Origin of the sequence: Geopseudomonas sagittaria, from assembly GCF_900115715.1 — a bacterium.
GTDB lineage: Bacteria > Pseudomonadota > Gammaproteobacteria > Pseudomonadales > Pseudomonadaceae > Geopseudomonas > Geopseudomonas sagittaria.
The window spans coordinates 24,184-44,620 of record NZ_FOXM01000023.1; the positions used below are offsets into that span (position 1 = coordinate 24,184).

The 20,437-nt window shown below is 63.8% G+C and carries 40 protein-coding genes; 30 read left to right on the top strand and 10 right to left on the bottom strand.

Annotation, left to right across the window (positions count from 1 at the left end; translation table 11 throughout):
• Nucleotides 1-187 precede the first annotated feature (187 nt).
• The 10 genes from BM297_RS19640 to BM297_RS19680 all read right to left on the bottom strand — a co-directional run bounded on the left by BM297_RS19640 (nucleotide 188) and on the right by BM297_RS19680 (nucleotide 4,960).
• The gene (locus BM297_RS19640) at nucleotides 188-577 is read right to left on the bottom strand and encodes a DUF3310 domain-containing protein (RefSeq protein WP_092435000.1); all 390 of its coding nucleotides are present in this window, start codon (nucleotides 575-577) and stop codon (nucleotides 188-190) included.
• Nucleotides 574-753: a hypothetical protein gene (locus BM297_RS19645; RefSeq protein ID WP_092435002.1), complete on the bottom strand. Its 180-nt coding sequence runs from the start codon at nucleotides 751-753 to the stop codon at nucleotides 574-576. The genes BM297_RS19640 and BM297_RS19645 overlap by 4 nt, the downstream gene beginning before the upstream one ends.
• Entirely contained in the window at nucleotides 750-932 is a 183-nt protein-coding gene (locus BM297_RS19650) for a hypothetical protein (RefSeq protein WP_092435005.1), read from the bottom strand. The genes BM297_RS19645 and BM297_RS19650 overlap by 4 nt, the downstream gene beginning before the upstream one ends.
• Entirely contained in the window at nucleotides 929-1,228 is a 300-nt protein-coding gene (locus BM297_RS19655) for a Ref family recombination enhancement nuclease (protein ID WP_092435008.1), read from the bottom strand. Before BM297_RS19655 ends, BM297_RS19650 begins: the two co-directional genes overlap by 4 nt.
• Nucleotides 1,225-1,692 (bottom strand): recombination protein NinB, encoded by a 468-nt coding sequence (locus BM297_RS19660; protein ID WP_092435011.1) that lies wholly within the window; start codon nucleotides 1,690-1,692, stop codon nucleotides 1,225-1,227. Before BM297_RS19660 ends, BM297_RS19655 begins: the two co-directional genes overlap by 4 nt.
• Nucleotides 1,685-1,861 carry a hypothetical protein gene (locus tag BM297_RS21925; protein ID WP_175526696.1) on the bottom strand — a complete coding sequence of 59 codons (177 nt, stop codon included), beginning with the start codon at nucleotides 1,859-1,861 and terminating at the stop codon, nucleotides 1,685-1,687. Before BM297_RS21925 ends, BM297_RS19660 begins: the two co-directional genes overlap by 8 nt.
• Nucleotides 1,858-2,505 carry a PDDEXK family nuclease gene (locus BM297_RS19665; protein ID WP_092435015.1) on the bottom strand — a complete coding sequence of 216 codons (648 nt, stop codon included), beginning with the start codon at nucleotides 2,503-2,505 and terminating at the stop codon, nucleotides 1,858-1,860. Before BM297_RS19665 ends, BM297_RS21925 begins: the two co-directional genes overlap by 4 nt.
• The gene (dnaB, locus tag BM297_RS19670) at nucleotides 2,505-3,878 is read right to left on the bottom strand and encodes a replicative DNA helicase (protein WP_092435017.1); all 1,374 of its coding nucleotides are present in this window, start codon (nucleotides 3,876-3,878) and stop codon (nucleotides 2,505-2,507) included. The genes BM297_RS19665 and dnaB overlap by 1 nt, the downstream gene beginning before the upstream one ends.
• Nucleotides 3,871-4,665, bottom strand: a complete 795-nt coding sequence (locus BM297_RS19675; RefSeq protein ID WP_092435020.1) for a replication protein — start codon at nucleotides 4,663-4,665, stop codon at nucleotides 3,871-3,873. The genes dnaB and BM297_RS19675 overlap by 8 nt, the downstream gene beginning before the upstream one ends.
• 97 nt (nucleotides 4,666-4,762) lie before the next feature.
• The gene (locus BM297_RS19680; protein ID WP_092435027.1) at nucleotides 4,763-4,960 is read right to left on the bottom strand and encodes a helix-turn-helix domain-containing protein; all 198 of its coding nucleotides are present in this window, start codon (nucleotides 4,958-4,960) and stop codon (nucleotides 4,763-4,765) included.
• A 96-nt stretch (nucleotides 4,961-5,056) separates the two neighbouring features.
• Here BM297_RS19680 and BM297_RS19685 point away from each other — a divergent pair, with 96 nt between their 5' ends.
• The 30 genes from BM297_RS19685 to BM297_RS19805 all read left to right on the top strand — a co-directional run bounded on the left by BM297_RS19685 (nucleotide 5,057) and on the right by BM297_RS19805 (nucleotide 20,366).
• Nucleotides 5,057-5,698, top strand: coding sequence for a LexA family protein (locus BM297_RS19685; RefSeq protein ID WP_092435031.1), 642 nt, complete (start codon nucleotides 5,057-5,059; stop codon nucleotides 5,696-5,698).
• A 400-nt stretch (nucleotides 5,699-6,098) separates the two neighbouring features.
• Nucleotides 6,099-6,368 (top strand): hypothetical protein, encoded by a 270-nt coding sequence (locus BM297_RS19690; protein WP_092435034.1) that lies wholly within the window; start codon nucleotides 6,099-6,101, stop codon nucleotides 6,366-6,368.
• 69 nt (nucleotides 6,369-6,437) lie between these two features.
• Entirely contained in the window at nucleotides 6,438-6,641 is a 204-nt protein-coding gene (locus tag BM297_RS19695) for a hypothetical protein (protein ID WP_245768303.1), read from the top strand.
• A 62-nt stretch (nucleotides 6,642-6,703) separates the two neighbouring features.
• Nucleotides 6,704-6,976 carry a hypothetical protein gene (locus BM297_RS19700; RefSeq protein WP_092435037.1) on the top strand — a complete coding sequence of 91 codons (273 nt, stop codon included), beginning with the start codon at nucleotides 6,704-6,706 and terminating at the stop codon, nucleotides 6,974-6,976.
• Between the two features lie 14 nt (nucleotides 6,977-6,990).
• Nucleotides 6,991-7,443 (top strand): hypothetical protein, encoded by a 453-nt coding sequence (locus BM297_RS19705; protein ID WP_092435040.1) that lies wholly within the window; start codon nucleotides 6,991-6,993, stop codon nucleotides 7,441-7,443.
• Between the two features lie 544 nt (nucleotides 7,444-7,987).
• Complete coding sequence (locus tag BM297_RS19710) at nucleotides 7,988-8,224, top strand: hypothetical protein (protein WP_092435043.1); 237 nt, start codon at nucleotides 7,988-7,990, stop codon at nucleotides 8,222-8,224.
• Nucleotides 8,221-8,508, top strand: a complete 288-nt coding sequence (locus BM297_RS19715; protein ID WP_092435046.1) for a hypothetical protein — start codon at nucleotides 8,221-8,223, stop codon at nucleotides 8,506-8,508. The genes BM297_RS19710 and BM297_RS19715 overlap by 4 nt, the downstream gene beginning before the upstream one ends.
• Entirely contained in the window at nucleotides 8,505-8,663 is a 159-nt protein-coding gene (locus BM297_RS21930) for a hypothetical protein (protein ID WP_175526697.1), read from the top strand. The genes BM297_RS19715 and BM297_RS21930 overlap by 4 nt, the downstream gene beginning before the upstream one ends.
• A 13-nt stretch (nucleotides 8,664-8,676) precedes the next feature.
• Nucleotides 8,677-9,435: an ERF family protein gene (locus BM297_RS19720; RefSeq protein ID WP_092435049.1), complete on the top strand. Its 759-nt coding sequence runs from the start codon at nucleotides 8,677-8,679 to the stop codon at nucleotides 9,433-9,435.
• Nucleotides 9,413-10,024, top strand: coding sequence for a lambda exonuclease family protein (locus tag BM297_RS19725; protein WP_092435053.1), 612 nt, complete (start codon nucleotides 9,413-9,415; stop codon nucleotides 10,022-10,024). Before BM297_RS19720 ends, BM297_RS19725 begins: the two co-directional genes overlap by 23 nt.
• Nucleotides 10,021-10,500 carry a hypothetical protein gene (locus tag BM297_RS19730; protein WP_092435056.1) on the top strand — a complete coding sequence of 160 codons (480 nt, stop codon included), beginning with the start codon at nucleotides 10,021-10,023 and terminating at the stop codon, nucleotides 10,498-10,500. Before BM297_RS19725 ends, BM297_RS19730 begins: the two co-directional genes overlap by 4 nt.
• 27 nt (nucleotides 10,501-10,527) lie before the next feature.
• Nucleotides 10,528-10,758: a hypothetical protein gene (locus BM297_RS21695; protein WP_139231095.1), complete on the top strand. Its 231-nt coding sequence runs from the start codon at nucleotides 10,528-10,530 to the stop codon at nucleotides 10,756-10,758.
• 40 nt (nucleotides 10,759-10,798) lie between these two features.
• Nucleotides 10,799-10,996, top strand: coding sequence for a hypothetical protein (locus tag BM297_RS19735; RefSeq protein ID WP_092435059.1), 198 nt, complete (start codon nucleotides 10,799-10,801; stop codon nucleotides 10,994-10,996).
• Nucleotides 10,981-11,316 (top strand): LytTR family DNA-binding domain-containing protein, encoded by a 336-nt coding sequence (locus tag BM297_RS19740; RefSeq protein ID WP_092435062.1) that lies wholly within the window; start codon nucleotides 10,981-10,983, stop codon nucleotides 11,314-11,316. The genes BM297_RS19735 and BM297_RS19740 overlap by 16 nt, the downstream gene beginning before the upstream one ends.
• A complete protein-coding gene (locus tag BM297_RS21935; protein WP_175526698.1) occupies nucleotides 11,313-11,477 on the top strand; it encodes a hypothetical protein in 165 nt (54 codons plus the stop codon). Before BM297_RS19740 ends, BM297_RS21935 begins: the two co-directional genes overlap by 4 nt.
• Nucleotides 11,474-11,941, top strand: a complete 468-nt coding sequence (locus BM297_RS19745; protein ID WP_092435065.1) for a hypothetical protein — start codon at nucleotides 11,474-11,476, stop codon at nucleotides 11,939-11,941. Before BM297_RS21935 ends, BM297_RS19745 begins: the two co-directional genes overlap by 4 nt.
• Nucleotides 11,938-12,135 carry a hypothetical protein gene (locus tag BM297_RS19750; RefSeq protein WP_092435070.1) on the top strand — a complete coding sequence of 66 codons (198 nt, stop codon included), beginning with the start codon at nucleotides 11,938-11,940 and terminating at the stop codon, nucleotides 12,133-12,135. Before BM297_RS19745 ends, BM297_RS19750 begins: the two co-directional genes overlap by 4 nt.
• Nucleotides 12,136-12,148: 13 nt before the next feature.
• A complete protein-coding gene (locus BM297_RS19755) occupies nucleotides 12,149-13,543 on the top strand; it encodes a helicase-related protein (protein ID WP_092435073.1) in 1,395 nt (464 codons plus the stop codon).
• Nucleotides 13,540-14,412: a DNA-methyltransferase gene (locus BM297_RS19760; protein ID WP_092435076.1), complete on the top strand. Its 873-nt coding sequence runs from the start codon at nucleotides 13,540-13,542 to the stop codon at nucleotides 14,410-14,412. The genes BM297_RS19755 and BM297_RS19760 overlap by 4 nt, the downstream gene beginning before the upstream one ends.
• A 148-nt stretch (nucleotides 14,413-14,560) precedes the next feature.
• Nucleotides 14,561-14,899: a hypothetical protein gene (locus tag BM297_RS19765; protein WP_175526699.1), complete on the top strand. Its 339-nt coding sequence runs from the start codon at nucleotides 14,561-14,563 to the stop codon at nucleotides 14,897-14,899.
• Nucleotides 14,854-16,338, top strand: a complete 1,485-nt coding sequence (locus tag BM297_RS19770) for a DNA cytosine methyltransferase (RefSeq protein WP_092435079.1) — start codon at nucleotides 14,854-14,856, stop codon at nucleotides 16,336-16,338. The genes BM297_RS19765 and BM297_RS19770 overlap by 46 nt, the downstream gene beginning before the upstream one ends.
• Nucleotides 16,339-16,429: 91 nt before the next feature.
• Nucleotides 16,430-16,621 carry a DUF1382 family protein gene (locus BM297_RS19775; protein ID WP_092435082.1) on the top strand — a complete coding sequence of 64 codons (192 nt, stop codon included), beginning with the start codon at nucleotides 16,430-16,432 and terminating at the stop codon, nucleotides 16,619-16,621.
• On the top strand, nucleotides 16,614-17,426 hold the full coding sequence (locus BM297_RS19780) for a DnaJ-like cysteine-rich domain-containing protein (RefSeq protein ID WP_139231096.1): 813 nt from the start codon (nucleotides 16,614-16,616) through the stop codon (nucleotides 17,424-17,426). The genes BM297_RS19775 and BM297_RS19780 overlap by 8 nt, the downstream gene beginning before the upstream one ends.
• On the top strand, nucleotides 17,423-18,019 hold the full coding sequence (locus tag BM297_RS19785) for a hypothetical protein (RefSeq protein ID WP_092435088.1): 597 nt from the start codon (nucleotides 17,423-17,425) through the stop codon (nucleotides 18,017-18,019). The genes BM297_RS19780 and BM297_RS19785 overlap by 4 nt, the downstream gene beginning before the upstream one ends.
• Nucleotides 17,983-18,153, top strand: a complete 171-nt coding sequence (locus tag BM297_RS21940; protein ID WP_175526700.1) for a hypothetical protein — start codon at nucleotides 17,983-17,985, stop codon at nucleotides 18,151-18,153. Before BM297_RS19785 ends, BM297_RS21940 begins: the two co-directional genes overlap by 37 nt.
• Nucleotides 18,154-18,207: 54 nt before the next feature.
• A complete protein-coding gene (locus BM297_RS21700) occupies nucleotides 18,208-18,564 on the top strand; it encodes a hypothetical protein (protein ID WP_139231097.1) in 357 nt (118 codons plus the stop codon).
• A complete protein-coding gene (locus BM297_RS19790; protein ID WP_092435091.1) occupies nucleotides 18,561-18,791 on the top strand; it encodes a phiTE_015 family protein in 231 nt (76 codons plus the stop codon). The genes BM297_RS21700 and BM297_RS19790 overlap by 4 nt, the downstream gene beginning before the upstream one ends.
• On the top strand, nucleotides 18,788-19,051 hold the full coding sequence (locus BM297_RS19795; protein WP_092435094.1) for a hypothetical protein: 264 nt from the start codon (nucleotides 18,788-18,790) through the stop codon (nucleotides 19,049-19,051). Before BM297_RS19790 ends, BM297_RS19795 begins: the two co-directional genes overlap by 4 nt.
• Nucleotides 19,051-19,368, top strand: a complete 318-nt coding sequence (locus BM297_RS22400; protein ID WP_092435097.1) for a helix-turn-helix domain-containing protein — start codon at nucleotides 19,051-19,053, stop codon at nucleotides 19,366-19,368. Before BM297_RS19795 ends, BM297_RS22400 begins: the two co-directional genes overlap by 1 nt.
• Nucleotides 19,254-20,366 (top strand): tyrosine-type recombinase/integrase, encoded by a 1,113-nt coding sequence (locus BM297_RS19805; RefSeq protein ID WP_092435100.1) that lies wholly within the window; start codon nucleotides 19,254-19,256, stop codon nucleotides 20,364-20,366. Before BM297_RS22400 ends, BM297_RS19805 begins: the two co-directional genes overlap by 115 nt.
• The last annotated feature ends 71 nt before the right edge of the window (nucleotides 20,367-20,437 follow it).

Genomic DNA, 20,437 nt, shown 5'->3' on the forward strand with positions numbered 1-20,437 from the left:
GGATTGGCCTTCAGCAGCCTTTCCGCCTCTACCCGCACCCTTGCCGCGCCCTCGTCGAGAAGATCGAGCTGGCGAGCTGCTGGGAGGCTTTGTGACGCTCCAGGCAGGCCGCCCTGTGGTCGCTGATCGCCTTTCGCTGCTCCAGGCTCAGCAAGGCCAAATTGACGGAGCCAGTCATCGCCAACCCTCACGCGCCGTCTTCCAGCTCGCCCGGGGTGGCCGCGAAGTACAGGCCGCGCTCGCTCGGGAATGCCACGTCTGCGCCAACGGCCGGCTGGCGGCGCTGCTCGTTCGGCCTGGCAACGCTGCCGAGAACCGCCATCGCCAACCGATCGATATCGCCCTTGCGCATCTCCGCGTGATGCTCGCGCAGCTCGGCGCGGTACCACTCGGCTTTGCCTAGGCACTTGGCCGGCTCGCCCTTCTCACCAGCTCGCAGGCGGTACTTGAGGAAATTCCCCTTGCAGTAGCCGGCGAACTCCTCGGGCGTCAGGGCCGCGCGAATTACATCAATCGCCTGCATGCCATCCGGGAACAGGTCGTAGTGCTTCGGGTTGCTGATTTCGTCGTGGCTCATTGGCTAACCCCCTCGGCCAGCTCGCGGCAGTGGCCGACGAACTCCAGCTCCGGCGCGCTCAGGCCGGCGGCCTTCTCGTCCACGATGTCGCTCAGCAGGATCAGCGCCCCGCGCAGGGTGTGCTCGCTGGTGTGGCCTTGTTCGGCGATCTGTAGTGCTGCTGCTTGTGCGGTCATTGCGTGTGCTCCTTGCGGTCTTGGCGGTTGTTGGCGATCAGGGGCTTCTGGCCGGGTGCCAGGTGCCAGTCGAATTCGGTCTTGCACCCGCTGCACAGCCGGGTATTCATGCTGCGAAGGTCAACCATCGGCTCGCCGCAGTCGGGGCAGCGCTTGCCGAGGCCGTTGTCGTGGCTCATGCGACCTCCCAACCGATCAGGCGGCGCGTCTGCTCCAGCAGCTCGGCCTCGGTACCGAACCTGGCGATGAACGCGCGCTTGTCCAGGTGAATGCTCGGGGTGAGCGGGTGATTGATGCCTCGGTGATGGGCCGGGCACAGCGGGATGGCGTCGAAGTGGCTGGCCTTGCGCCCTGCTCCAGCGCCGGCGCGCGGGTGATGGATCTCGGCCGGCGTGTCTCGGTAGCCGATCTGGCGGCAGGCCATGCAGCCGAGCGACTGCACGCGGCTGAGGTGCTGCTTCTCGGCCTTGGTCATGCTGCGGCCTCCCACTGCTCAGGCATCTGGCCGCGCGGCTCGCTCCAGACCACGCCCTTATCGGCGCCGAACGAGTACATGAACTCGATCAGATCCCCCAGCTCGCGGACGGTCATGCGCTTGGTGCTCAGGCCCAGCAGCACGAAGCCGCCGTTGATGCCGGCAGCCATGCGCACTTCCTGGCGCACGGTCGCGGTCATGATGTGCTTCCAGTCCTCGGCGTCGAGCTGCTGGATCGCCCCGTTGACCGACCACGGCACTTGGCGCGCGATGTCGGCGAGCATCGCCCAGAGCTTGGCGTTCTGCTCCAGGGTGCGGCGGGACTTGACCGGGCGGACGATGATCTCGACGGCGCCCTCGGCGGCCAGCTCGGTGGCAAACAGGTAGGCCAGTCGGCACACGTCACGGACGCGGCTCGTGCCGGCGGTCCAGAAGTGGCGAGGCTTGCGGATAACGTCACCCATGACGCATCCCCCGGCGCACGCTGCCGTCGCGCAGGATGACGATGATCTGCCCGCCCATGCGCATCTCGACCTTGCTCGGAGCGTCCTTGGTGATGACGTAGCCGGCGGCCTGGCGCTGGGTGATTGCCGCCTGCTGGGCGGGGTCGCGGGTGTACTGGCCTGCGTTCATGCGGCCTCCTTGTGCTTGTAGCGATCGACGGCGGCAACGAACTGGCAGATAAACCACTCGGCCAGGCTGTGCTGCCCGTGCGCGGATTCCTTGGTGTCGTTCAGCGGCTGGTGAATGCGGTGCCTTGCCTGCTCCAGCGGAGCCCGTTCGGTCATGCTGTCGACCAGCTCGGCAACTACCCAGCCGACAGGCACGAAATGCGGGCGCGGCTTCCGATCGCCTGCGGACAGGAACGATGCGTAGGTGCTCAGGCTGTAGTTCTCGCTGACGAGCTTTCCAACTTCGTAGGTGCTGACGTTCAGCACGCCACGATCGGCGTAGTAGCTGAGCATTCCGTGCAGCAGATGGCCGCTCAGCATCTCGGGATCGCCGAACGCGAAAACAACGGGGCACCCGGTGGCGGCCTCGGCATCCTTGGCCTTTTCGATCTCGATCGGCTTAGGGCATGCGCCCTTCACTTCGACGAAAACACCGCAGGCAGGCAGGTAGAAGTCGGGCATGTACCAGCCGTGGCGGGTGTCGATCGTGCGCGGCTCGTAGACCCAGCGGACGCCGAGCACGTCCATGATGGAGGCCCATCGCTGCTCTGCGTGCGATCGCATCTCGTAGCCGGCGTGGGGGAAGATGGTTTGATGGCGCTCCATCACTTGCCCCCCTTGTACCGGCTGGAGAGGCTGGTGGTTTTCGGCTGCTCGGCATCCTCTGGCGGCTGCCAGTCGTAGGCGAGCTGGGCGAAGGTGCTGAACTGGCCCATGAAGGCGGTGCGAACAGTGCCGGTCTCGATGTCTCGGCCTTTGCCGATGATTACCTCGGCCACGCCCTTGTACTGGCTGTCCTCGTGGTACACCTCGTCCCGGTAGACGAACATGATCACGTCGGCGTCCTGCTCGATCGCGCCAGACTCGCGCAGGTCGGAGTTGATCGGGCGCTTGTTCGGGCGCTGCTCCAGCGATCGGTTGAGCTGGGACAGCAGGATCACCGGGATCTGCAGCTCGCGCGCCATCAGCTTGGCGCCGCGGGTCATGGCGCTGACGGCCTCGGTGCGATTGCCGCTCCCGCCCTCCTCGTCCAGCAGCTGCAGGTAGTCGATCACCATCAGGTCGAGGCCATAGCGGCGCTTGTGGCGGCGGGCCAGCGATCGGATGCGGCTCATGGTCATGCCAGGCCGATCGGACATGCTCAGCCCTGAGTCGCGGATCTTGCCGGCGGCGGCGGTCAGGCGAATGCCGTTCTCGCCCTTGCCGCCACGGCCGCTCTTGATGTCCTGCAGCGGGATCTTGCCCTCGGCAGCCAGGAAACGGTCCATCAGCTGGCCGTTGCTCATCTCCAGGCTGACCACGAGCACCTGCTTGCCGCCGCGGATGGCGTTGTGGGCGGCGATGTTCATGGCCAGGGTGGTCTTGCCCATCGCTGGGCGGCCGGCGAGGATGATCAGCTGCTCGGGGCGCAGGCCCTGCAGCTTCTCGTCCAGGTCGGCAATGCCAGTGCTCAGGCCGTCGAGTTCTCCTTTCAGCTCCTCGCGGCGCTCCAGTACCGGGATGTGGTCGCGCAACACGTCGGCGGCGGCGATCACCTCAGCGGTCGCGGCCTCAGAGTCGAGGGAAAGCACCTCGGCCTGGGCGGCTGCCACCTTGTCGGCGGCGTCCTGATCGCCGTGGGCAATCTCGTTGAGGCGATCGCTGCACAGGATCAGCGCCCGGTCGAGCGATCGCTCGCGGACAATCTCGGCATACCGGCCGGCGTTGGCGGTGCTCGGGGTGTTCTTCACCAGCTCGCCGACGTAGGAGATACCGCTGTGCCCCTCCGGCGCCGATCGGAACGACTCACCTACGGTCAGGGCGTCAATCGGCTGGTTTGCCGCTGCCACCCCGAGAATGGTGCGGAACAGGTCGGCATTCTCGGGCCAGTAGAAATCTTCAGCGGCCAGGTCGGCGGACAGTACGTCGATCAGTTCGGGGCGCTTGATCATCGCGCCGAGCACGCTGTGTTCGGCTTCCAGGCTGTAGGGATCACGCATGGTAGTTACCCTCCACAACCTTGACGAAGTTGCTCGGGGCGATCAGCCAGTCGAAGGTGGCGCGGAACGGCTTGGCGCCCATGCGGCCTTGAACCTTGCCCATCAGGAAGGCGGAGGTCTTCACGGTAGCGAAGTAGTCGCGCCAGAAGTCGAGGTCGCGGTGCACAGCGCTTTCACGCCAGCGGCTTTGCAGGTGACGCTTGCGGGTGTCGTTCAGGATGGCGACACCAGGCAGCTCAGGGAGGACTTCGTGGTACAGGTCGACAATGGCCTGGTGAGGGCATGCCGGCATTTGCGACTTCTGGCGAACAGGCTCGGCAGCTTCGGCCGGTTGCTCCGGTTGACGCTTGGCGTCGACGACTCCCGTTAGGGAGTTAATGTCTTTACTGTCTTTAAAGTGTGTCAGAACCGACACAGTGGCGCGTACCTTTTCAACACACTGTGTCGGTTTCGACACGGTCGCCTTTTGATCGATTTTCCAGCAGGAAACAGGGGCAATGCTGATCGGGTCGCGGCTGCCACCAGAGCGAGCAACGACACCCTGGCGGATCAGGTCGTTGATGATGCGCGAGACGTTCGCACGATCCAGGCCGGCCATCTTGGCGATGTATGAGGCGGCAATGCGCGCCTCGTCGACGTTGTAACCGATGGTCAGGCGGTGCACAGCCAGAGCGACACGCAGCTCGCGGCCAGATAGGTCGGCCCCGATCAGGGCTTCATACAGCTCGTTATCCATCCTGGTGAACCCTGCGGAGCTGGTGTTGCGTAGTGGAACGATATTTGTCATGATCTCTCTCGCGTTTGATGTACACAGAGCCCGGTCTAGCCACCGGGCTTTTTTTCGTCCGCGATTTGCATATTCGTATCGCGGGTCTAACATTGATTTATGCCGCAGCCTTGCGTGCAGCTGCCCGGAGGGCCTTCTTGTGGAACTTCTCGATGGCCTTCCCCAGCTCGTAACGCGGTTCGGTGCCGTTGATGGCGCGGTGAATATTCGGCTGGCTGGTCCCGCAGCCCTCGGCGATTTCCCGCTGAGAAAGACCCAGGCCGACCAGCTCGGAGAGCATGTCGTGGATAGTCATTTTGGTCGCTCAACTCGTTTTAGTATTGGCCATGATACGCAACAGTATGGACCATGGCAATACAATCTGCCGATACAAGAACGTATCGAGGATTGCATGACCATATCCCGCAGGCTGACCGAAAAATTGCGCACAAAAGGATGGTCGGAGGGCGAGCTAAGCCGCCGATCCGGCGTACCTCAGCCGACCATCAACAGAATCATGAGCGGTGAAAGCCAAAGCCCACGCCGCCCGAACGTAGAGAAGCTTGCGAAGGCGCTCACAGTTTCCCCAGAATGGCTGCTCTTTGGAGGCCCGCTAGACAGCAACGTCGAGCCGGGCCCGGCAATGAAAGGGAGAGTTCCATTGATTTCGTGGGTACAAGCGGGCGATTGGTCAAGCCAGGCGGAAGTCAGAAGCCATATGAATCCGGAGGACTGGCTGCCCTGCCCTGTCAGCCATGGGCCGCGCAGCTATGCGCTCCGTGTGCGCGGCGAGTCGATGTACAACCCGAACGGACGGCAGTCATTCCGCGAGGGCGACCTGATCTACGTCGATCCTGATCGGCGCGCGATCAACGGATCGCTGGTCGTGGTCAAGATTGACGGCAGCCAGGAGAGCACGTTTAAGAAGCTCATCATTGAAGGCGACGAGCGGTATCTGAAAGCCCTCAACCCGGCATGGCCTAATCCGATCATTCCCATGGATGAAACTGTAACCATCTGCGGCGTCGCCATCTTCAAGGGTGAACCGCTCTAACCGCTAACACGTCCGCGCAATACGAAGCCCGCCGCCGCGCGGGCTTTTTTTCGTCCATGCAAAAAATAACTCGATTTCGTATTGACCGCATCCATACGTTATCGTATCGTTCACTCCATCGAAGCGAAACACAGCGACGACAGGCAGAGATGCCTCGGCATGGCCGGAACGCTCTTTAACAACTTAGAAGCCGTCACCCTCAGCGGGCACCAGAAATGTGCATATGAGGGCAGCACCCGCCACATGCGGGCAGCTGGACACAGGAACCAAGTAGTCGGCGCGCATGCCAATGAGGGGAAGCGCGATGCCCAGTGAGCGATGGGCGCCTGTGTTAGCCAGACGATTTCTCGGTGCGCCTCAAGCGGGGCGCATCAGGGGAAGTCCACTGGAGGATCAAGAGATGTGCAACTGCCATAGCGAAGTAACCGAGAAGTTGAAGGCCCGCGTGTCCAGCCAGCTTCCAGCCGGCGCAACCGGGCTCGATGTTGATCTGCAGGGATACGCCTTCATCCTCGGCGATGCCCTCGGCCACAAGGCAGCCCACAACGTGCGGATCGAGTACATGGCGCCGAAGAAAGCCGGCGGCATGAAGAAGGTCGTCCAGAATATGAACATGATCGCCAGCTTCTGCCCGTTCTGCGGCGAGAAGTACGAGAAGGATGCGGTCTAAGCAGTTTTCCTAGCAGCCCTTCGCATGAGGGGCTGACGGGAAGACAACCAAGCCAAGAGGAAACACCCCATGTTCGGTATCGGTAAAAAGCTGTTCGGCGCCAAGAAAGCAGTCAAGAAGCTGGAAAATCGCGACCTGATGCAAGCCATCGTTGGTGGTTGCCTGCTGGTCGCCTCGGCTGATGGCGAGATCAGCAAGAACGATCCGACCAACCATTACGGCCACCGCGACACATTCCTGCCGGCCGTTTACCAGCTGCTCAACGCAGCCTGAGCCGATTTCCGGCTGCCGCTTCACGAGGCGGCAGTCGCGGAAGTCCACATGGAGATGAAGAGATGAGCGATTACTTCCGCGAGGCTTTCGGCGGCCAAGGCAGTCCAGGCGAATCAATTGATGGCGGCCCTGCCTTCCCAATCAAGGAGCACCTTGATAGCTACTGGTCAGGCATGACCCTGCGCGACTACTTCGCGGCGAAGGCCCTGGCGGCGCTGATCAGCTCGGTCAAGGAGCGATTCGACCTCGGTGAATCATACCCGGATAACAATCTGCGATTCGCCAAAACCGCATACGCCATAGCCGACGCCATGCTCAAGGCTCGCGGCAACTAATCGGAGATGAAGAGATGAGCGAAGCAAAGCACACGGCTGGTCCGTGGCGCTGGGAGATCAACGAGAAGCACAAGACCATGCAGCTCGCCGGCGGCGTGCCGAAGTACGACATAACCGTCATGTGCTTTGAGCGATGGGGCATGCACAGCGCCGTGCCGATGCTTAGAAACACGGCAGAAGACGGCATGAACATCATGCACCGCTGCACAGACTTCGCTGTTCCTGTATCTGGACGTGAGCACCATGCGCACTGGCTCAAGACCATCGACCACCCTGATGCCCGCCTGATATCCGCAGCGCCTGAGCTACTGGAGGCTCTGACAGAGCTGGTCACCGACATGGTGATCGCTCAGGGCAACATGCGAGACGCAGCAAAGCACGACGCTCGCTGGGAAGGATGCGCTGATGCCATCCAGCCTCGGATCGACAGCGCCCGCGCAGCCATCGCCAAGGCTCGCGGCAACTAACACCCCGTCCGCACCCTGCGGGCCGTCTGACGCCAGACGCACAGGGCGCCGCGCGATGCACGCTGCGCGACAGAGTGAGTCCCTGGCTTTCCCTCCCTCGGAGGTTTCCCGGGTAGCAAGCGAGCGAACGACTGGCCGGCGATAGCGGCCCCGATCACCCGGCAGGGCGGATCGGGAATGGATATGCGTTGCGCAACGAAACTGCGCTGGGAGCAAAGGCGATCAAGTTGTCGAGGCTGTTCGTGGAGTTGGTGCGCCGTACGACACTAGGCCCGTGTAAATATCGAAGCCCGACGCCAGAACATATCCATTCCCGATGCGCCCTCGCATCACCACCGCGGCGAACTGCCCCCGCGACCCACTCCAGCAGGAGTGCGCAATCGAAAAGATGACGACGCCGGCCGGAAGGCAGCAGCCGGCAATCCCCCCACTGCCTGCATCGGCAGACACCCAGCAGCAGCAACCCAACCCAATGCCTCTGGAGGCGCGCCCCTCGGGTGGTGCCGGGGGCTGGGTGCCTGACCAATGCAGGAAGGAGACGCACATGGAAATCACCATCAAGCATCACGGCATCAAGTTGACCCTGGAAGCCTACAGCGAAGACGGCCTCGACCTGTTCACCGTCGAGGCGATAGAGGCCATCGACGCCCCCTACGACGTGGCAGAGCTGGCCAAGCTGCTGACCAATGACGGGCAGGCCATCCACCGGCTCGCCAGCGACGAACTCGACAGCCAGCGCGAGCTGATCAGGACCAACCAGGACGAGGAGCGCGCAGCATGAACGACGAACTTCGCGCCGCCGTCGAGCGGCTGTTTGCTGCATGCCTGGACGTGACGCTGGCAGGCAAATACCACGCCCACATGCGCTACTCGGCGCACTGCGGGGCAGTCTGCATAACCCTCTACCCAGCAAGCACCCCGTACAAGGACGGCGATTGCCGTGTCGCTCTGGTCGACTCGTGGATCTTCATCCACGACGAGCGCTGCATGGAAGGCGATGAGGTGGCGCGCATCCACGCCGTTATCGACCAGCTCAGCGGCTACCTGCAGGAGGAAGCAGCATGATCCGCGAGCAAGCCACCCGCATCGAGCCGCAGCAGCCGGCCGAAAGCTCGAGCGAGAAGCTGGGATGCCTCGGCGTCCTGGCCATCTTCGTCGCCATGCTCGGCACCGTCTACGCCACCCCCTACGTCATCGCCTGGGCGGTCGGCGTTATCTGATCTGGAGCAACCAATGAGCAACCAAATCCAGCGCATCGACACCGATAGCGCAATGCCGGCAGTTGTCAGCGAGTCGGCAACCATCCTGTCCGTCATCCAGCGCGCCGCCGCCGACCCTCAGTGCGACATCGAGAAGATGGAGCGCCTGATGGCAATGCACGAGCGGATGCAGTCGCGTAACGCCGAGACGGCCTTCAACGCCTCCATGGCCGAGATGCAGATCGAGCTGCCGAGCATCGCCGAGCGCGGCAAGACCAACAACGGCAAGTACGCCACCCTTGAGGACATCAACGACGTGGTTAAGCCGATCATGCAGCGCCACGGATTCGCCCTGTCGTTCCGTGTCGAGCACGTCCAGGGCGGAATCAAGGTGACGGGCATCCTCATGCACCGCGCCGGGCACCGCGAGGAGACGACCATGCTCCTGCCGTCCGACACCAGCGGCAGCAAGAACGCCGTCCAAGCGGTCGGATCGTCGGTCAGCTACGGCAAGCGCTACGTGATGAACGCCATGCTGAACATCACCACCCGCGGCGAGGACGACGACGCCTATGCCGCGGCGCCGACCGCGACCATTACCGCGCCGCAGGCCGCTCAGGTAGCCGCGCTGCTGCAGAAGTGCAGCGACAAGGCCAAGGCGGCGTTCGAGGCAATGCACGGCGCTCCCGAGCATGTCGCCAAGGCAGAGTTCGACAAGGTCATGGCCGCGCTGTCGAAGTCGGCCGCAAAGCACGCACAGGAGGCAGGCAGTGCAGATCATCACGCACATTGAGCAGGGGTCTGCTGACTGGCTGGCTCTGCGCCTGGGCATCGTCACGGCGTCGGAGCTGGACTGCCTGCTGGTCAACGGCAAGGGCGAGGCTGGCTTCGGGGCCGCTGCCTTCACCTACATGGACCAGCTGATCGGCGAGCGCATCACTGGTGAGGCGGCCGACCAGTTCCAGGGCAACCGCCACACCGAGCGCGGCCACGAGCTGGAAGGCGTGGCACGCGGACTGTACGAAGCGCGCACAGACGCCACGACAGAGCAGGTCGGTATCATCCTGAATCACGGGATCGGCTACTCGCCGGATGCTCTGGTGGGCAGCAGCGGCCTGACGGAAATCAAGACCAAGCTGCCGAAGCTGCAGGTCGGCGTGATCCTGGCCGGCGAAGTTCCGAAGGAGCACGTCGCGCAGTGCCAGGGCGGGCTGTGGGCGTCCGAGCGCGAGTGGATCGACTTCATCAGCTACTGGCCGGGCATGCCGCTGTTCATCAAGCGCGCCCATCGGGACGAGGCGATGATCGACAAGATCGCCGAGCGCGTGCGCACCTTCTACGAGCTGATGGACGACCGCATGGCGCGGGTTCTTGCGGCATGACACGCGCCATCTCCATCGTCCGCGAAACGGAATACGGTCCTGAAAAGCTCTGCACCGTGTGCCGCGAGTGGTGGCCGGCTGACACCGGGTTCTTCGGCGTCCGTCACGACAGGGGTTGCAGGCTGACGGGCCGGTGCAGGGCATGCGATTCCCAGCGCAAGCGCCGTCAGCACAGAGCCAAGAAAGACCGCGACCTGCCAGCCAAGGCCGCACAGCTCGCCCAGCTCGGCATCGCCGAGACGGCTCGCCGCTTGAGACGGTCGCCCCACACGCTGTACCGGGTCGCCAGGGCTCACGGCATCGAGTTTGCTCGCCAGCATAAGCAGCGACAAGAGGCATCCATCGTGCCTCACATCCGCCGCCACGCCGGCCGCATGCGCCAGATCGACCTGGCCGCACAGCTCGGCATCAGCCGCACCACCCTGCGCCGCCTAGCCAAACAGCACAGCATCAACATCAACAGCCGGGCGCACTAGCTGCGCCCTCCTCTACGGATAGACACCATGAGCAAACCCGACTACTCGCAGTTTGACGCGACGCTTCTCGACGCTATCAGGGTCGGAAAAACAAGCTTTGCACAACTAACAAATCACAAGCCGTTGATGGCTCTGGCAAGGCCGTTCTGCGCCGGCACCGACACCCCCGAGTGGCGCATCGTCGACCGCCGCCTGCAGGCGCTGCGCAAGGCCGGCAAGATCAAGCACGCCAGCCAGCTTTGGACCATCGTCGAGTAATCACCGGGCGCTCCGGCGCCCTCCTCTACCGGATATCCCCATGTACCCAAATCTCCCCACGCCGGCCGCGAAAGAGGCCGCGCGGCAGCAACTCGCCTGCCTGATGGCCGAATACACCGGAGAAGTCCAGGTGTTCGGCTACTGCATCCAGCGCCAGACCATGTCTCCACAGCACGGCGTCTGGCAGAAGGCCAATCAGACACGCAAGGCGAGGGCGGCGAAATGCGCGAGGAACTGACCACGTCGGGCAACACCTTGAAGCGCAGCTCGATCAAGCTGGCCGACTTGACCCACCTGCAGGCCGATTCAAAGTACGTCGAGGCGCACGGCGCCGGCGGAAGCATCCTGCTGGACGAGCCGCTGGTGGCGCTTGAGCGCGAATTCGGCGACACGCTGCTGCGCATCCACCGCAGCACGCTGGTTGTGCGCAGCAAGGCCATTGAGGTCGAGCGCCACGGCGAACACCACTACCTGCACGTCGAGGGCGTGATCGGAACGCTCAAGGTGTCGCGTCGCTACGTCGCCAAGGTGCGCCAACAACTGAGCGTGCCGGCATGAAGCGCAAGACAGACCAGTTTGCGATGGTCTACGCCGCCGAGTACTTCATGGGCAAGTGCGCGGAAGACAGCGCGCCGTGCCCATACCCAATCTGGCAGCTAGGCCGCCGCTGCGCCTGGCTCGCCGGCTACCACGACGCCCGCCGCGAGGGATTTGCATGAGCAAGGTACGCAAGCCGAACAACAACCGCGCCCGCCTGGAGCGGGCCAGCCGCGCAGCCCTGCGCCAGTCGAAGATCGCGGTCTACAACATCGATCCCATCGGCCGGCAAGGCCTGTGCAACTGGAGCACGGCCGCGAAGTACCGCCCGAGCCGCCACGTCGCCGACGCCATCTTCGACATGTCGCACCAGTGGGTCATCTACATCAGCGCGTTCTGCGAAGACCAGGCCGGCCGGCGCTATTACAAGTCGGTCGAGATCGCGCCGAACGGGATCTACCACACCGACGCACTGGCCGGCGTGCTGGACGAGCATTACCGGGCGCTGCTGGATAGCTGCAACCCTGTGCATCTGGTCGGCAGCGGGTGGATTGCCAACCCCTGCGGGCAGTCGCTGAGCGAGGAGCAGGCCGCGCGGATCTTCGAGGCGGTCAAGGCGTGGCCCGAGCAGGAGGCGGCGGCATGAGCCGTCGCAGTCACACAGGCCATCGCATTGGCGAATGGCATGGCAAGGCCAAGCTCACGACCGAACAGGTGCGCGCTATGCGTTCCGACTACATCCCCGGCATCGTCGGATACGTCGCGCTGGCCGGTCGCTACGGATGCGGCGTGAGCACCGCCCGCGACATCTGCACTGGCGTTACGCGCTGGGCTGACTGACCAAGGAAATCCAATGAGCTATCAAGAATTCGTAACCCGCAAGCTGGAGACGGTCGCGCCGGCCGGACTTTCCGAACCGTTCACCATGCCCGAGTCGCTATTCCCCATGCAGCGCGACCTTGTTTCATGGGCGCTGCGCCGCGGGCGATCAGCGATATTCGCCGACACCGGCCTCGGCAAGACGCGCATGGAGGTCGCATTCGCCGACGAGCTGTGCCGGCGAACTGGCGGAGACGTGATGATCCTCGCGCCGCTGGCCGTCGCCGCGCAGACAGTGGCCGAGGCCGCGAAGATGGGTATCACCATCACCCACTGCCGAGAGCCGGAAGACGTTCAGCCCGGCATCAACATCACCAACTATGACCGCGTGCACAAGTTCGACCTGTCGCGCTTCATCGGCGCCGTGCTGGACGAGTCGAGCTGCATCAAGCACCACACCTCGCGCACCTTCGATCAGCTGGTGCAGGCATGCGCGCTGATCCCCTACCGGCTCTGCGCCACAGCCACCCCAGCGCCGAACGACTGGACCGAGCTGGGCACCCATGCCGAATTCCTCGGCGTCTGCACCCGCGCCGAAATGCTCGCCGAGTTCTTTGTGCATGACGGAGGCGAGACGCAGACATGGCGGCTCAAAGGCCACGCCAGGCACCTGTTCTGGCGCTGGGTCAGCCAATGGGGCGCCATGGTGCGCAAGCCGTCCGACCTCGGCTATGACGACAGCGCCTATCGCCTGCCGCCGCTGCTGGAAACCGAGCACATGGTTGACGTTGACGACAGCGCGCTGACCGAGGACGGCATGCTGTTCGCCCTGGAGGCCAGCAGCCTGATGGAGCGCCGCGCGGCCCGCAAGGAAAGCATGGATGCCCGCGTGCAAGCCTGCGCTGATCTGGTCAACGCCGATGGCGAGTTCTGGATCATCTGGGGCGAGTACAACGCCGAAACCGAGGCGCTGGCAAAGATGATTCCCGGAGCCGTAGAGATAGCCGGATCGGACAAGACCGAGGACAAGGAACGCAAGCTGGCCGACTTCGCTGCCGGCACGACCCGCGTACTGGTCAGCAAGGCATCAATCTGTGGATGGGGGCTCAACTGGCAGCACTGCTCCCGGATGGCCTTTGTCGGCGTGTCCGACTCGTTCGAGGCCTACTACCAGGCCGTGCGCCGCTGCTACCGATTTGGCCAGACGCGCGAAGTCCACGTCCATCTGTTCAGCAGTCAAATGGAAGGCGCCGTGCTCGCCAACCTGCGCCGAAAGCAGCACGACGCCATCGCCATGGGCGAATCGCTCGCAGCCGAAACATCGGCCGCCGTGCGCCAATCCATCACGGGCACCGCCCGCCAGACCAACGAATACAACGCCAAACGCCAGGTGAAAGCGCCGGCATGGCTTAGGAGTGACGCCGCATGAAATGTATCGCCCAGGTTGACCGCACCGATTCCACCCTGTTCCACGGCGACTGTGTGGAAGTCATCGCCGGCCTGCCGGATCGCAGCGTCGACTATTCGATCTTCTCTCCGCCGTTCAGCAGCCTGTACACCTACAGCAACAGCCCGCGCGACATGGGCAACAGCCGCACTGATTCCGAGTTCTTCGAACACTTCGATCATCTGGTAAAGGAGCTGGCCCGCGTCATCAAGCCGGGCCACTGCGTCAGCTTCCACTGCATGCAGCTGCCGACCAGCAAGGAGCGCGACGGCTATATCGGCCTCAAAGACTTTCGCGGCGCACTGATCAAGGCGTTTCAGGCGCACGGCTTTATCTACGCCAGCGAGGTGACGATCTGGAAGGATCCGGTGACGGCCATGCAGCGTACCAAGGCGCTCGGCCTGCTGCACAAAACCGTGCGCACCAACGCGACCATGTGCCGGCAGGGCATCGCCGATTACCTCGTCACCATGCGCGCGCCGGGAGACGTCGAGGACAAGGTAGCCCACGGCGCCGATATCCCTGTCGATGAGTGGCAGAAGCTGGCAAGCCCTGTCTGGATGGACATCAATCCGAACGACACACTGCAATTTCGCTCCGCCCGCGAGCACGACGACGAGCGCCACATCTGCCCGCTTCAGTTGGAGGTCATCCGCCGCGGCATTCGCTTGTGGACGGCGCCCGGAGACGTAGTGCTGACCCCGTTCCTTGGCATCGGCAGCGAGGCTTACTGCGCAGTCGAGCTTGGCCGGAAGGCGGTCGGCGTCGAGCTGAAAAAGAGCTACTTCGATCAGGCGGTCAAGAACATCGACAGCCTTGCCGCCCAGCATGATCTTTTCGGTGTCGCATGACCCCGCCCGGCGCCACCCACGCCCTCGGCTGCCACTACTACCGCAAGCGGCCTCAAGGCGGTGCCGATGTCTGGTGCCGCGAGCACGGCAAATGGCGGTACATGGAAGACAAGTCGGCCCGCAAGGCCATGAAGGAGGCGACGAGGCTATGACCGCGAAGACAGACGCGCAGCGACAACAGGAAAAGCGCACACGCGACAAGCTGCGCGAGGACGAACGCCTCGCACGCCTGCTGGCTCGCCGCATCACCCTTGACGTCTACAAGGGCACCGACTACGCGCTGATCCGCTGCATGGTGCGCGCCGGGATCGAAGAGCCGCACGACATCATCACCCGGCTGATACATGGGGCTGACCGCCTGAGCGACGCCGAGCTGGCTGCGCTGGTGAGCCTGCCGAGCGTGTCACGGAAGCCTGTCACGAACGAAAAAAAGGAAATCACATGCGCTACGGGAGCGTCTGCAGCGGCATCGAGGCCGCAAGCGTAGCTTGGCATCCGCTGGGCTGGCGAGCCGACTGGTTCGCCGAGATCGAGAAATTCCCCGCCGCCGTCTTGGCGCACCACTACCCCATCGTGCCGAACCTCGGCGACATGACCAGGATCGCGCGCCAGGTGCTGGCCGGAACCGTGGAAGCGCCTGACGTGCTGGTCGGCGGCACGCCATGCCAAGCGTTCAGCGTGGCCGGCATGCGAGCCGGGCTGGACGATCCGCGCGGCGCGCTCACCATAAAGTTCGTGGAGCTGGCAGATGCAATTGACCATGTTCGAGTCGCCAGAGGCGACGACCCCGCCGTCATCGTCTGGGAAAACGTTCCCGGCGTACTCAGCGACCGAGGCAACGCCTTCGGCTGCTTTCTTGGGGCGCTTGCTGGGGAAGACTGCGAATTGCAGCCTTCAGGGGGCCGGTGGACGGACGCTGGTTGTGTGTATGGACCAAAAAGAGCAATCGCGTGGCGGGTACTTGACGCCCAATATTTCGGCCTGGCCCAGCGACGGCGCCGTGTGTTCGTTGTCGCAAGTGCTCGAAACGGATTCGATCCCGCCGCAGTACTTTTTGAGCGCGAAGGCGTGCGCCGGGATACTCCGCCGCGCCGAGGCGAGGGGCAAGACGTTGCCGGCACCGCTCCTTTCGGCCCTGCGCTCCAGTGCGGATGCGGGTATCTCTACCCCGACACCCTTGGCGCCTACGGATGCCCTGCCTGCGAAGGCGAGGATGGTCCCGGCGTAGAGGTGCTGGCAGGCGTCCCGCTGTTCGGCGGCGGCAACCAGGGCGAATCGCTGTTCCACGGCACCTGCCTAACGGCACACGGCATCCGCCACGATTTCGAGAGCGAGGTGTTCGCCGTCCACGGCACGCAAGATCCATGCGTGCAATCCGGCATGGCTTTCGCGCCGGGACGCAATAGCGGCCAAGAGAATGCCGTTCTATCCGTAGCGCTGCGCGGCCGTGAAGGCGGCGGCATGGCAGAGCTTGGCGACGAAGTGGCCGGATGCCTACGCGCATCGAGCGGCGGCGGTGACAAGCCGCATGTGCTTGCTCCGGTCTGCGTGACAGGACATATCACGCACACGCTCAAGGCCGAAGGATTCGACGGCAGCGAGGACGGCACCGGAAGAGGCCAGCCGATTGTCTGCGCCACGCCGGACGCCTCCTATGGTCGGCTCCAGGGCTGCAGCGGCCAGGACGCCGGCCACGGTCACAGCCACCTGATACCGAATCAATCGGCCGTCCGCCGCCTGACGCCGGTCGAGACGGAGCGCCTTCAGGGATTCCCCGACAACTACACCCGCATACCGTGGCGCAGCAAGCCCGCCGCCGAATGCCCGGACGGCCCGCGCTACAAGGCTATCGGCAACAGCATGGCGGTGCCCTGCATGCGCTGGATTGGCCTGCGGATCGAGCGACACCTGGAACAACACGCATGACCCCACCCATCTACTGCCGATCGCTCCCCCTGCGGCCGGCTCAAGACTGCGACTGCAGCGAATGCCGGCCTATGCCGGCGAAGGAGAACGCATGAAACGTGCAAGCCCCGTAGAGCTGCGCGCCGCACTGGAAGCAGCAACGACCATGGCCCGCGCAGGCATTCTGTTCGTGCCGATGCCGGCCCTCGACCAGGCAGACCATGACGCCTTGGCGAACCAGATGCACGACCGCCTCGAAAAGCTCGAGCAGGAAGCCAGCGCCCAGGATGCAGGCCATGAGTGACAAGATCGACGCCGTGATCGCCAGCATGGGATGGGATCTCGATCCGCAGGAGTGGGCGGACATGCGCCTCCTGTGCGAGGCCGACCTCGCCCAGCAGCCCGCCACGGCGGTGCGGGAGGAGTGGCGCTACATTATTGAGCGCGTAGTTGATGAGCTGGACGCGCTGAACTGTGCTTTCCGCGACCAGATAGACGATGAAATGGCAGACCCGGAGGAAGAATTTGATCGGTGCGCCGCCACTGACGAACTGATTGAGCAGGCGCGCGCCATGCTCGCCATCGCCCCTGCTGCGCCGGTACCGCAGGAGCCGGTGCAGATGCACCACGAGCCGCACAATCGCGCGATGTGGCATGAGAACTGCCCTGGGCGGCGGTTCTCATCGCCGATGAAGCCGCGTGGCGATGGCTCCTGGGAATGCGGCGTCTGCGGGGCTGTAGGGCGCGTCACCGCCCCGCCCTCCGCCGAGCAGCCGAAGTGCGGCACCTGCAACGGTCACGGCATGGTCGGCGGGCTGAGGCAAGACGGGTACGACAGCGAAACCTGCCCGCAGTGCGCTGGAACCGGCTACGACTGTCCGGATTGCATCGCCGCCGCCGAGCAGCCGAACGCAGCAGTTATGCCTTGCGGTACGGCGGTATCGAACGTGTACGAAGCGTATGAAGCCGGGAAGAAATCCGCAGAGCAGCCGGACGCCATGAAAGTAAATCGCAAAACGCTGGAGCGATACGTTCGGCATCTGCAAATAGCCGGGTACAACAACGCTGCCGACGATCTACGCGCCCTGCTGGCCGGAGGTGAGCAATGAAGCCGCTACACGGAGACGCCGAGCACTGGTTCGGCGAGTGCGCCAAACTGATCGCCGAGCGCGACGCCTTAGCTACCGACTGGCGAGTGGCCTCTGGCGCAGCCATCATGCTGCGAACAGAACTGGCCGACATGCGCAGCGAGCGCGATGCCCTGGCGCAGCGGTGCCGGGAGCTGGAGGCGGAGAACAACACCTTCAACGCCGAGAGGCTTCGCGTCGGAAAGGAGAACGCGACCCTGCGCGCCGAGAACATCAAGCTTGCCGAATGGTACTCAGAGGCGGGCGTCAGGGAAGACACCCTGCGAGCCGAAGTCGCCGACCTCAAGGCCCGCCTGCTGGAGGCAGAGCGCGGCAACGAGGAACTGGTGCGGCTGCGGGCTGAGAATCGGGAGCTGGAGAAGGACACGGCGCGCATCGACTGGCTAGCGGACCAGTTCAAGACTTGCACGGTATACATGACCGGCGAGCACCCGTGGCGCCCCACCAGCTACAAGCTGCGCGAGCTGAATGGACCAACGTTCCGCCATGCCATCGACGCAGCTATGGGAGAGGCCACATGTGCAACCACCGATGGCGCTACCGCAACACCCTGAGCCGCGCCGAGTGCTGCCGCTGCGGCGTGCAGGTAGAGCGCGTCTGGCCTGACCCGGACGGCCGCTGGCAGCTCTGGAAGGTCGCCATGCGCGCGGCGATGAGAGCCAAACCGCAGGCCACCGTCCTGGCATAGCCTGCCGATCACCTACGAATCAAATAGCTGCCCGAGGGCGGCGAGGGGAAAGTCATGCCTGCCGAAACACAAACGATCTATGTGGTCTGGACAAACACCGACCTGACCGAAGGCCGCGGCCATCAAATCCCCATCGCCTACGCACTGTCTCAGACAACGGCGCGGCGGATCGCGTCTAGGCGTGGAGTGCAAGGCTCTGATGCAGAGGTCCAGCCGTTCGAGGCAATCCTGCATCGCGGCAGATGGTGCGCGCCGGTTTCAATTGAGAGGCCGTCTAAAGCCGACGAGGAGAAGGACAGGGCCCTGGCAGCCGCAGCAGCAGCTCGCGCCGCACGGGATGCAGCAATCGAGAAGGCACGCAGCATGGGCATGACGGAAGAGGATCTGAAGGCTTTGGGAGGCGGCGCATGAGCACGAAGACTGACGACTTCACCGCATGGTTCGAGGCGCCCGAGCAGGCCGATCTGCGCTTGAGCTGCTCGAGAGGCTGGGCCGAGCTGATCTGGCAGGCATCCCGCGCGGCGGTGGTGGTCGAGCTGCCAGATACCTGGTCGCCGAATGACTGCGGCGACTGGGCGTACTGGGCTGACGCAGTTGATTCAGCAATCGAGGCTGCCGGCGTGAGGATCAAGGAATGAGCACCTGTCCGTTCTGCAAGCGCGACCCATACCACTACGTCGATATCGGAGTTGGCTACCAGGCTGCAGCGGTTGATTGCTGCGACCTCGGTATCGCTCTGCATTACGGCGACAAAGAGGCGTGGCAGACACTGAGGAATATGCGCAGCCACTCGCCACGCAAGAAAGCTCGCGCCATGAAGGTGTTGCGTGAGTACGGATATCGGCCTGATTCGAAGGGTCGATTTGCCGCCAAGGTGTTCGAAGTGAGGGTGAAGTGATGACCCTGATCGACGTCCCCCAGACAGCGAAGTTCCTCGGGGTATGCCGGCAGACTGTGTACAACATGATCAAGGCCGGTGAAATTCCCTTCGTCATGGTCCGCAGCCACTACCGCATACCCCGCGAAAAACTCGTAAGCCAGCTCGCCGCCGAGCCCACTGCTAGTATCTCTAGCGCGGGCGGCGTAGCGGAGGAATCCACATGCCGTACAAACGAGACGATTCGCCCTATTGGTGGATCAGCTTCAAAACACCAGCTGGACGCTACGTTAGACGGTCTTCTGGGACCGACGACAAAGCGGCAGCGGCAGCGATAGAGAACCAGGCGCGGGCCGATGCCTGGAAGGAAAAGGAGTGGGGCGTGAATCCGCCCCGCACCTTCGAGGAGGTCATCGTTCCGTATCTGCAGCATGCTCGCCAGCACCAGCGCAGCTACGAAACGACGGCCCATCGCGTGAAGCAGTTGAGGAAACACTTTGCCGCCCAGATCGTCAACGACCTGGGCGGCCAGAGCATCCGGGACTATATCACCGCGCGGACGCAGGATGGCGCGAGCGCGGCGACGGTCAACCGGGAGTTGGCCGCATTCAGCGCGGCGATCAACTGGTGCAACACGGAACTGGAGTGGGCTTTGCCGAACCCGGTGAAGGGCCGGACGATGAAGGAGCCGGAAGGAAGGGTGCGCTGGATAACCCGCGCGGAGGTGGATGCGCTGTGCCGGGCCGCCCGTGAGGGGCGCAACGGCGCACTGCTGGAGGACTTCGTGCGGCTGGCGGTCAACACCGGCTGCCGAAAGGAGGAACTGCTGGGGATGGAGTGGCGGCGCGTGGATCTCCACAACCGCCTGCTGTACCTGGAGGGAGAGCACACCAAGGCCGGCAAGCGCCGGTCGATCCCGCTCAACCAGGGCGCGCTGTCGGCGCTGTTGGGCAGGCAGGCATTCCGCGCAGAGCACTGCCCGGCGAGTCCGTGGGTATTCGCCCGAGCGGACGGGGAGCGTGCGGTGAGTATCAGGGTGGGATTCGAGAATGCGTGCAAGCGGGCCGGCATCGTGGACTTCGTGATTCACGACCTGCGCCACACCTGCGCGGCGCACCTGATCAGTGCCGGGGTGGCGCTGGCCGAGGTGCGCGATCTGCTCGGGCACTCGACCATCACCATGACCGAGCGGTATGCCCACTTGGCCCCGGCGAGGGTGCGCGATGCGGTCGGGATTCTCGACGGACTGAGCGCGGAGCGTGATGAAGTCGTGTCACGATCTCGCTACGCTGAGAATCCAGTGCGTCTAATCTCAAAGGAGGGAAAACGGCTGTAAGCCGCATTCTAGAAGGTGGTGCGGACGGAGAGACTCGAACTCTCACACCTTGCGGCACTGGAACCTAAATC

Excerpts from the sequence above, each read along its gene's own strand:
- BM297_RS21935 (WP_175526698.1), top strand. The coding sequence starts at position 11,313 with ATGAAGCGCAAGACAGACCAGTTTGCGATGGTCTACGCCGCCGAGTAC.
- BM297_RS19780 (WP_139231096.1), top strand. The coding sequence starts at position 16,614 with ATGAGTGACAAGATCGACGCCGTGATCGCCAGCATGGGATGGGATCTC.
- BM297_RS19785 (WP_092435088.1), top strand. The coding sequence starts at position 17,423 with ATGAAGCCGCTACACGGAGACGCCGAGCACTGGTTCGGCGAGTGCGCC.
- BM297_RS19720 (WP_092435049.1), top strand. The coding sequence starts at position 8,677 with ATGAGCAACCAAATCCAGCGCATCGACACCGATAGCGCAATGCCGGCA.
- BM297_RS19700 (WP_092435037.1), top strand. The coding sequence starts at position 6,704 with ATGAGCGATTACTTCCGCGAGGCTTTCGGCGGCCAAGGCAGTCCAGGC.
- BM297_RS19795 (WP_092435094.1), top strand. The coding sequence starts at position 18,788 with ATGAGCACCTGTCCGTTCTGCAAGCGCGACCCATACCACTACGTCGAT.
- BM297_RS19730 (WP_092435056.1), top strand. The coding sequence starts at position 10,021 with ATGACACGCGCCATCTCCATCGTCCGCGAAACGGAATACGGTCCTGAA.
- BM297_RS19640 (WP_092435000.1), bottom strand. The coding sequence starts at position 577 with ATGAGCCACGACGAAATCAGCAACCCGAAGCACTACGACCTGTTCCCG.
- BM297_RS19665 (WP_092435015.1), bottom strand. The coding sequence starts at position 2,505 with ATGGAGCGCCATCAAACCATCTTCCCCCACGCCGGCTACGAGATGCGA.
- BM297_RS19710 (WP_092435043.1), top strand. The coding sequence starts at position 7,988 with ATGGAAATCACCATCAAGCATCACGGCATCAAGTTGACCCTGGAAGCC.
- BM297_RS19745 (WP_092435065.1), top strand. The coding sequence starts at position 11,474 with ATGAGCAAGGTACGCAAGCCGAACAACAACCGCGCCCGCCTGGAGCGG.
- BM297_RS19750 (WP_092435070.1), top strand. The coding sequence starts at position 11,938 with ATGAGCCGTCGCAGTCACACAGGCCATCGCATTGGCGAATGGCATGGC.
- BM297_RS19680 (WP_092435027.1), bottom strand. The coding sequence starts at position 4,960 with ATGACTATCCACGACATGCTCTCCGAGCTGGTCGGCCTGGGTCTTTCT.
- BM297_RS19765 (WP_175526699.1), top strand. The coding sequence starts at position 14,561 with ATGACCGCGAAGACAGACGCGCAGCGACAACAGGAAAAGCGCACACGC.
- BM297_RS19685 (WP_092435031.1), top strand. The coding sequence starts at position 5,057 with ATGACCATATCCCGCAGGCTGACCGAAAAATTGCGCACAAAAGGATGG.
- BM297_RS21930 (WP_175526697.1), top strand. The coding sequence starts at position 8,505 with ATGATCCGCGAGCAAGCCACCCGCATCGAGCCGCAGCAGCCGGCCGAA.
- BM297_RS21695 (WP_139231095.1), top strand. The coding sequence starts at position 10,528 with ATGAGCAAACCCGACTACTCGCAGTTTGACGCGACGCTTCTCGACGCT.
- BM297_RS19715 (WP_092435046.1), top strand. The coding sequence starts at position 8,221 with ATGAACGACGAACTTCGCGCCGCCGTCGAGCGGCTGTTTGCTGCATGC.
- BM297_RS19705 (WP_092435040.1), top strand. The coding sequence starts at position 6,991 with ATGAGCGAAGCAAAGCACACGGCTGGTCCGTGGCGCTGGGAGATCAAC.
- BM297_RS19735 (WP_092435059.1), top strand. The coding sequence starts at position 10,799 with ATGTACCCAAATCTCCCCACGCCGGCCGCGAAAGAGGCCGCGCGGCAG.
- BM297_RS19805 (WP_092435100.1), top strand. The coding sequence starts at position 19,254 with ATGCCGTACAAACGAGACGATTCGCCCTATTGGTGGATCAGCTTCAAA.
- BM297_RS22400 (WP_092435097.1), top strand. The coding sequence starts at position 19,051 with ATGACCCTGATCGACGTCCCCCAGACAGCGAAGTTCCTCGGGGTATGC.
- BM297_RS19645 (WP_092435002.1), bottom strand. The coding sequence starts at position 753 with ATGACCGCACAAGCAGCAGCACTACAGATCGCCGAACAAGGCCACACC.
- dnaB (WP_092435017.1), bottom strand. The coding sequence starts at position 3,878 with ATGCGTGATCCCTACAGCCTGGAAGCCGAACACAGCGTGCTCGGCGCG.
- BM297_RS19650 (WP_092435005.1), bottom strand. The coding sequence starts at position 932 with ATGAGCCACGACAACGGCCTCGGCAAGCGCTGCCCCGACTGCGGCGAG.
- BM297_RS19695 (WP_245768303.1), top strand. The coding sequence starts at position 6,438 with ATGTTCGGTATCGGTAAAAAGCTGTTCGGCGCCAAGAAAGCAGTCAAG.
- BM297_RS19675 (WP_092435020.1), bottom strand. The coding sequence starts at position 4,665 with ATGACAAATATCGTTCCACTACGCAACACCAGCTCCGCAGGGTTCACC.
- BM297_RS21700 (WP_139231097.1), top strand. The coding sequence starts at position 18,208 with ATGCCTGCCGAAACACAAACGATCTATGTGGTCTGGACAAACACCGAC.
- BM297_RS21925 (WP_175526696.1), bottom strand. The coding sequence starts at position 1,861 with ATGAACGCAGGCCAGTACACCCGCGACCCCGCCCAGCAGGCGGCAATC.
- BM297_RS19770 (WP_092435079.1), top strand. The coding sequence starts at position 14,854 with ATGCGCTACGGGAGCGTCTGCAGCGGCATCGAGGCCGCAAGCGTAGCT.
- BM297_RS21940 (WP_175526700.1), top strand. The coding sequence starts at position 17,983 with ATGTGCAACCACCGATGGCGCTACCGCAACACCCTGAGCCGCGCCGAG.
- BM297_RS19740 (WP_092435062.1), top strand. The coding sequence starts at position 10,981 with ATGCGCGAGGAACTGACCACGTCGGGCAACACCTTGAAGCGCAGCTCG.
- BM297_RS19690 (WP_092435034.1), top strand. The coding sequence starts at position 6,099 with ATGTGCAACTGCCATAGCGAAGTAACCGAGAAGTTGAAGGCCCGCGTG.
- BM297_RS19660 (WP_092435011.1), bottom strand. The coding sequence starts at position 1,692 with ATGGGTGACGTTATCCGCAAGCCTCGCCACTTCTGGACCGCCGGCACG.
- BM297_RS19775 (WP_092435082.1), top strand. The coding sequence starts at position 16,430 with ATGAAACGTGCAAGCCCCGTAGAGCTGCGCGCCGCACTGGAAGCAGCA.
- BM297_RS19755 (WP_092435073.1), top strand. The coding sequence starts at position 12,149 with ATGAGCTATCAAGAATTCGTAACCCGCAAGCTGGAGACGGTCGCGCCG.
- BM297_RS19655 (WP_092435008.1), bottom strand. The coding sequence starts at position 1,228 with ATGACCAAGGCCGAGAAGCAGCACCTCAGCCGCGTGCAGTCGCTCGGC.
- BM297_RS19790 (WP_092435091.1), top strand. The coding sequence starts at position 18,561 with ATGAGCACGAAGACTGACGACTTCACCGCATGGTTCGAGGCGCCCGAG.
- BM297_RS19760 (WP_092435076.1), top strand. The coding sequence starts at position 13,540 with ATGAAATGTATCGCCCAGGTTGACCGCACCGATTCCACCCTGTTCCAC.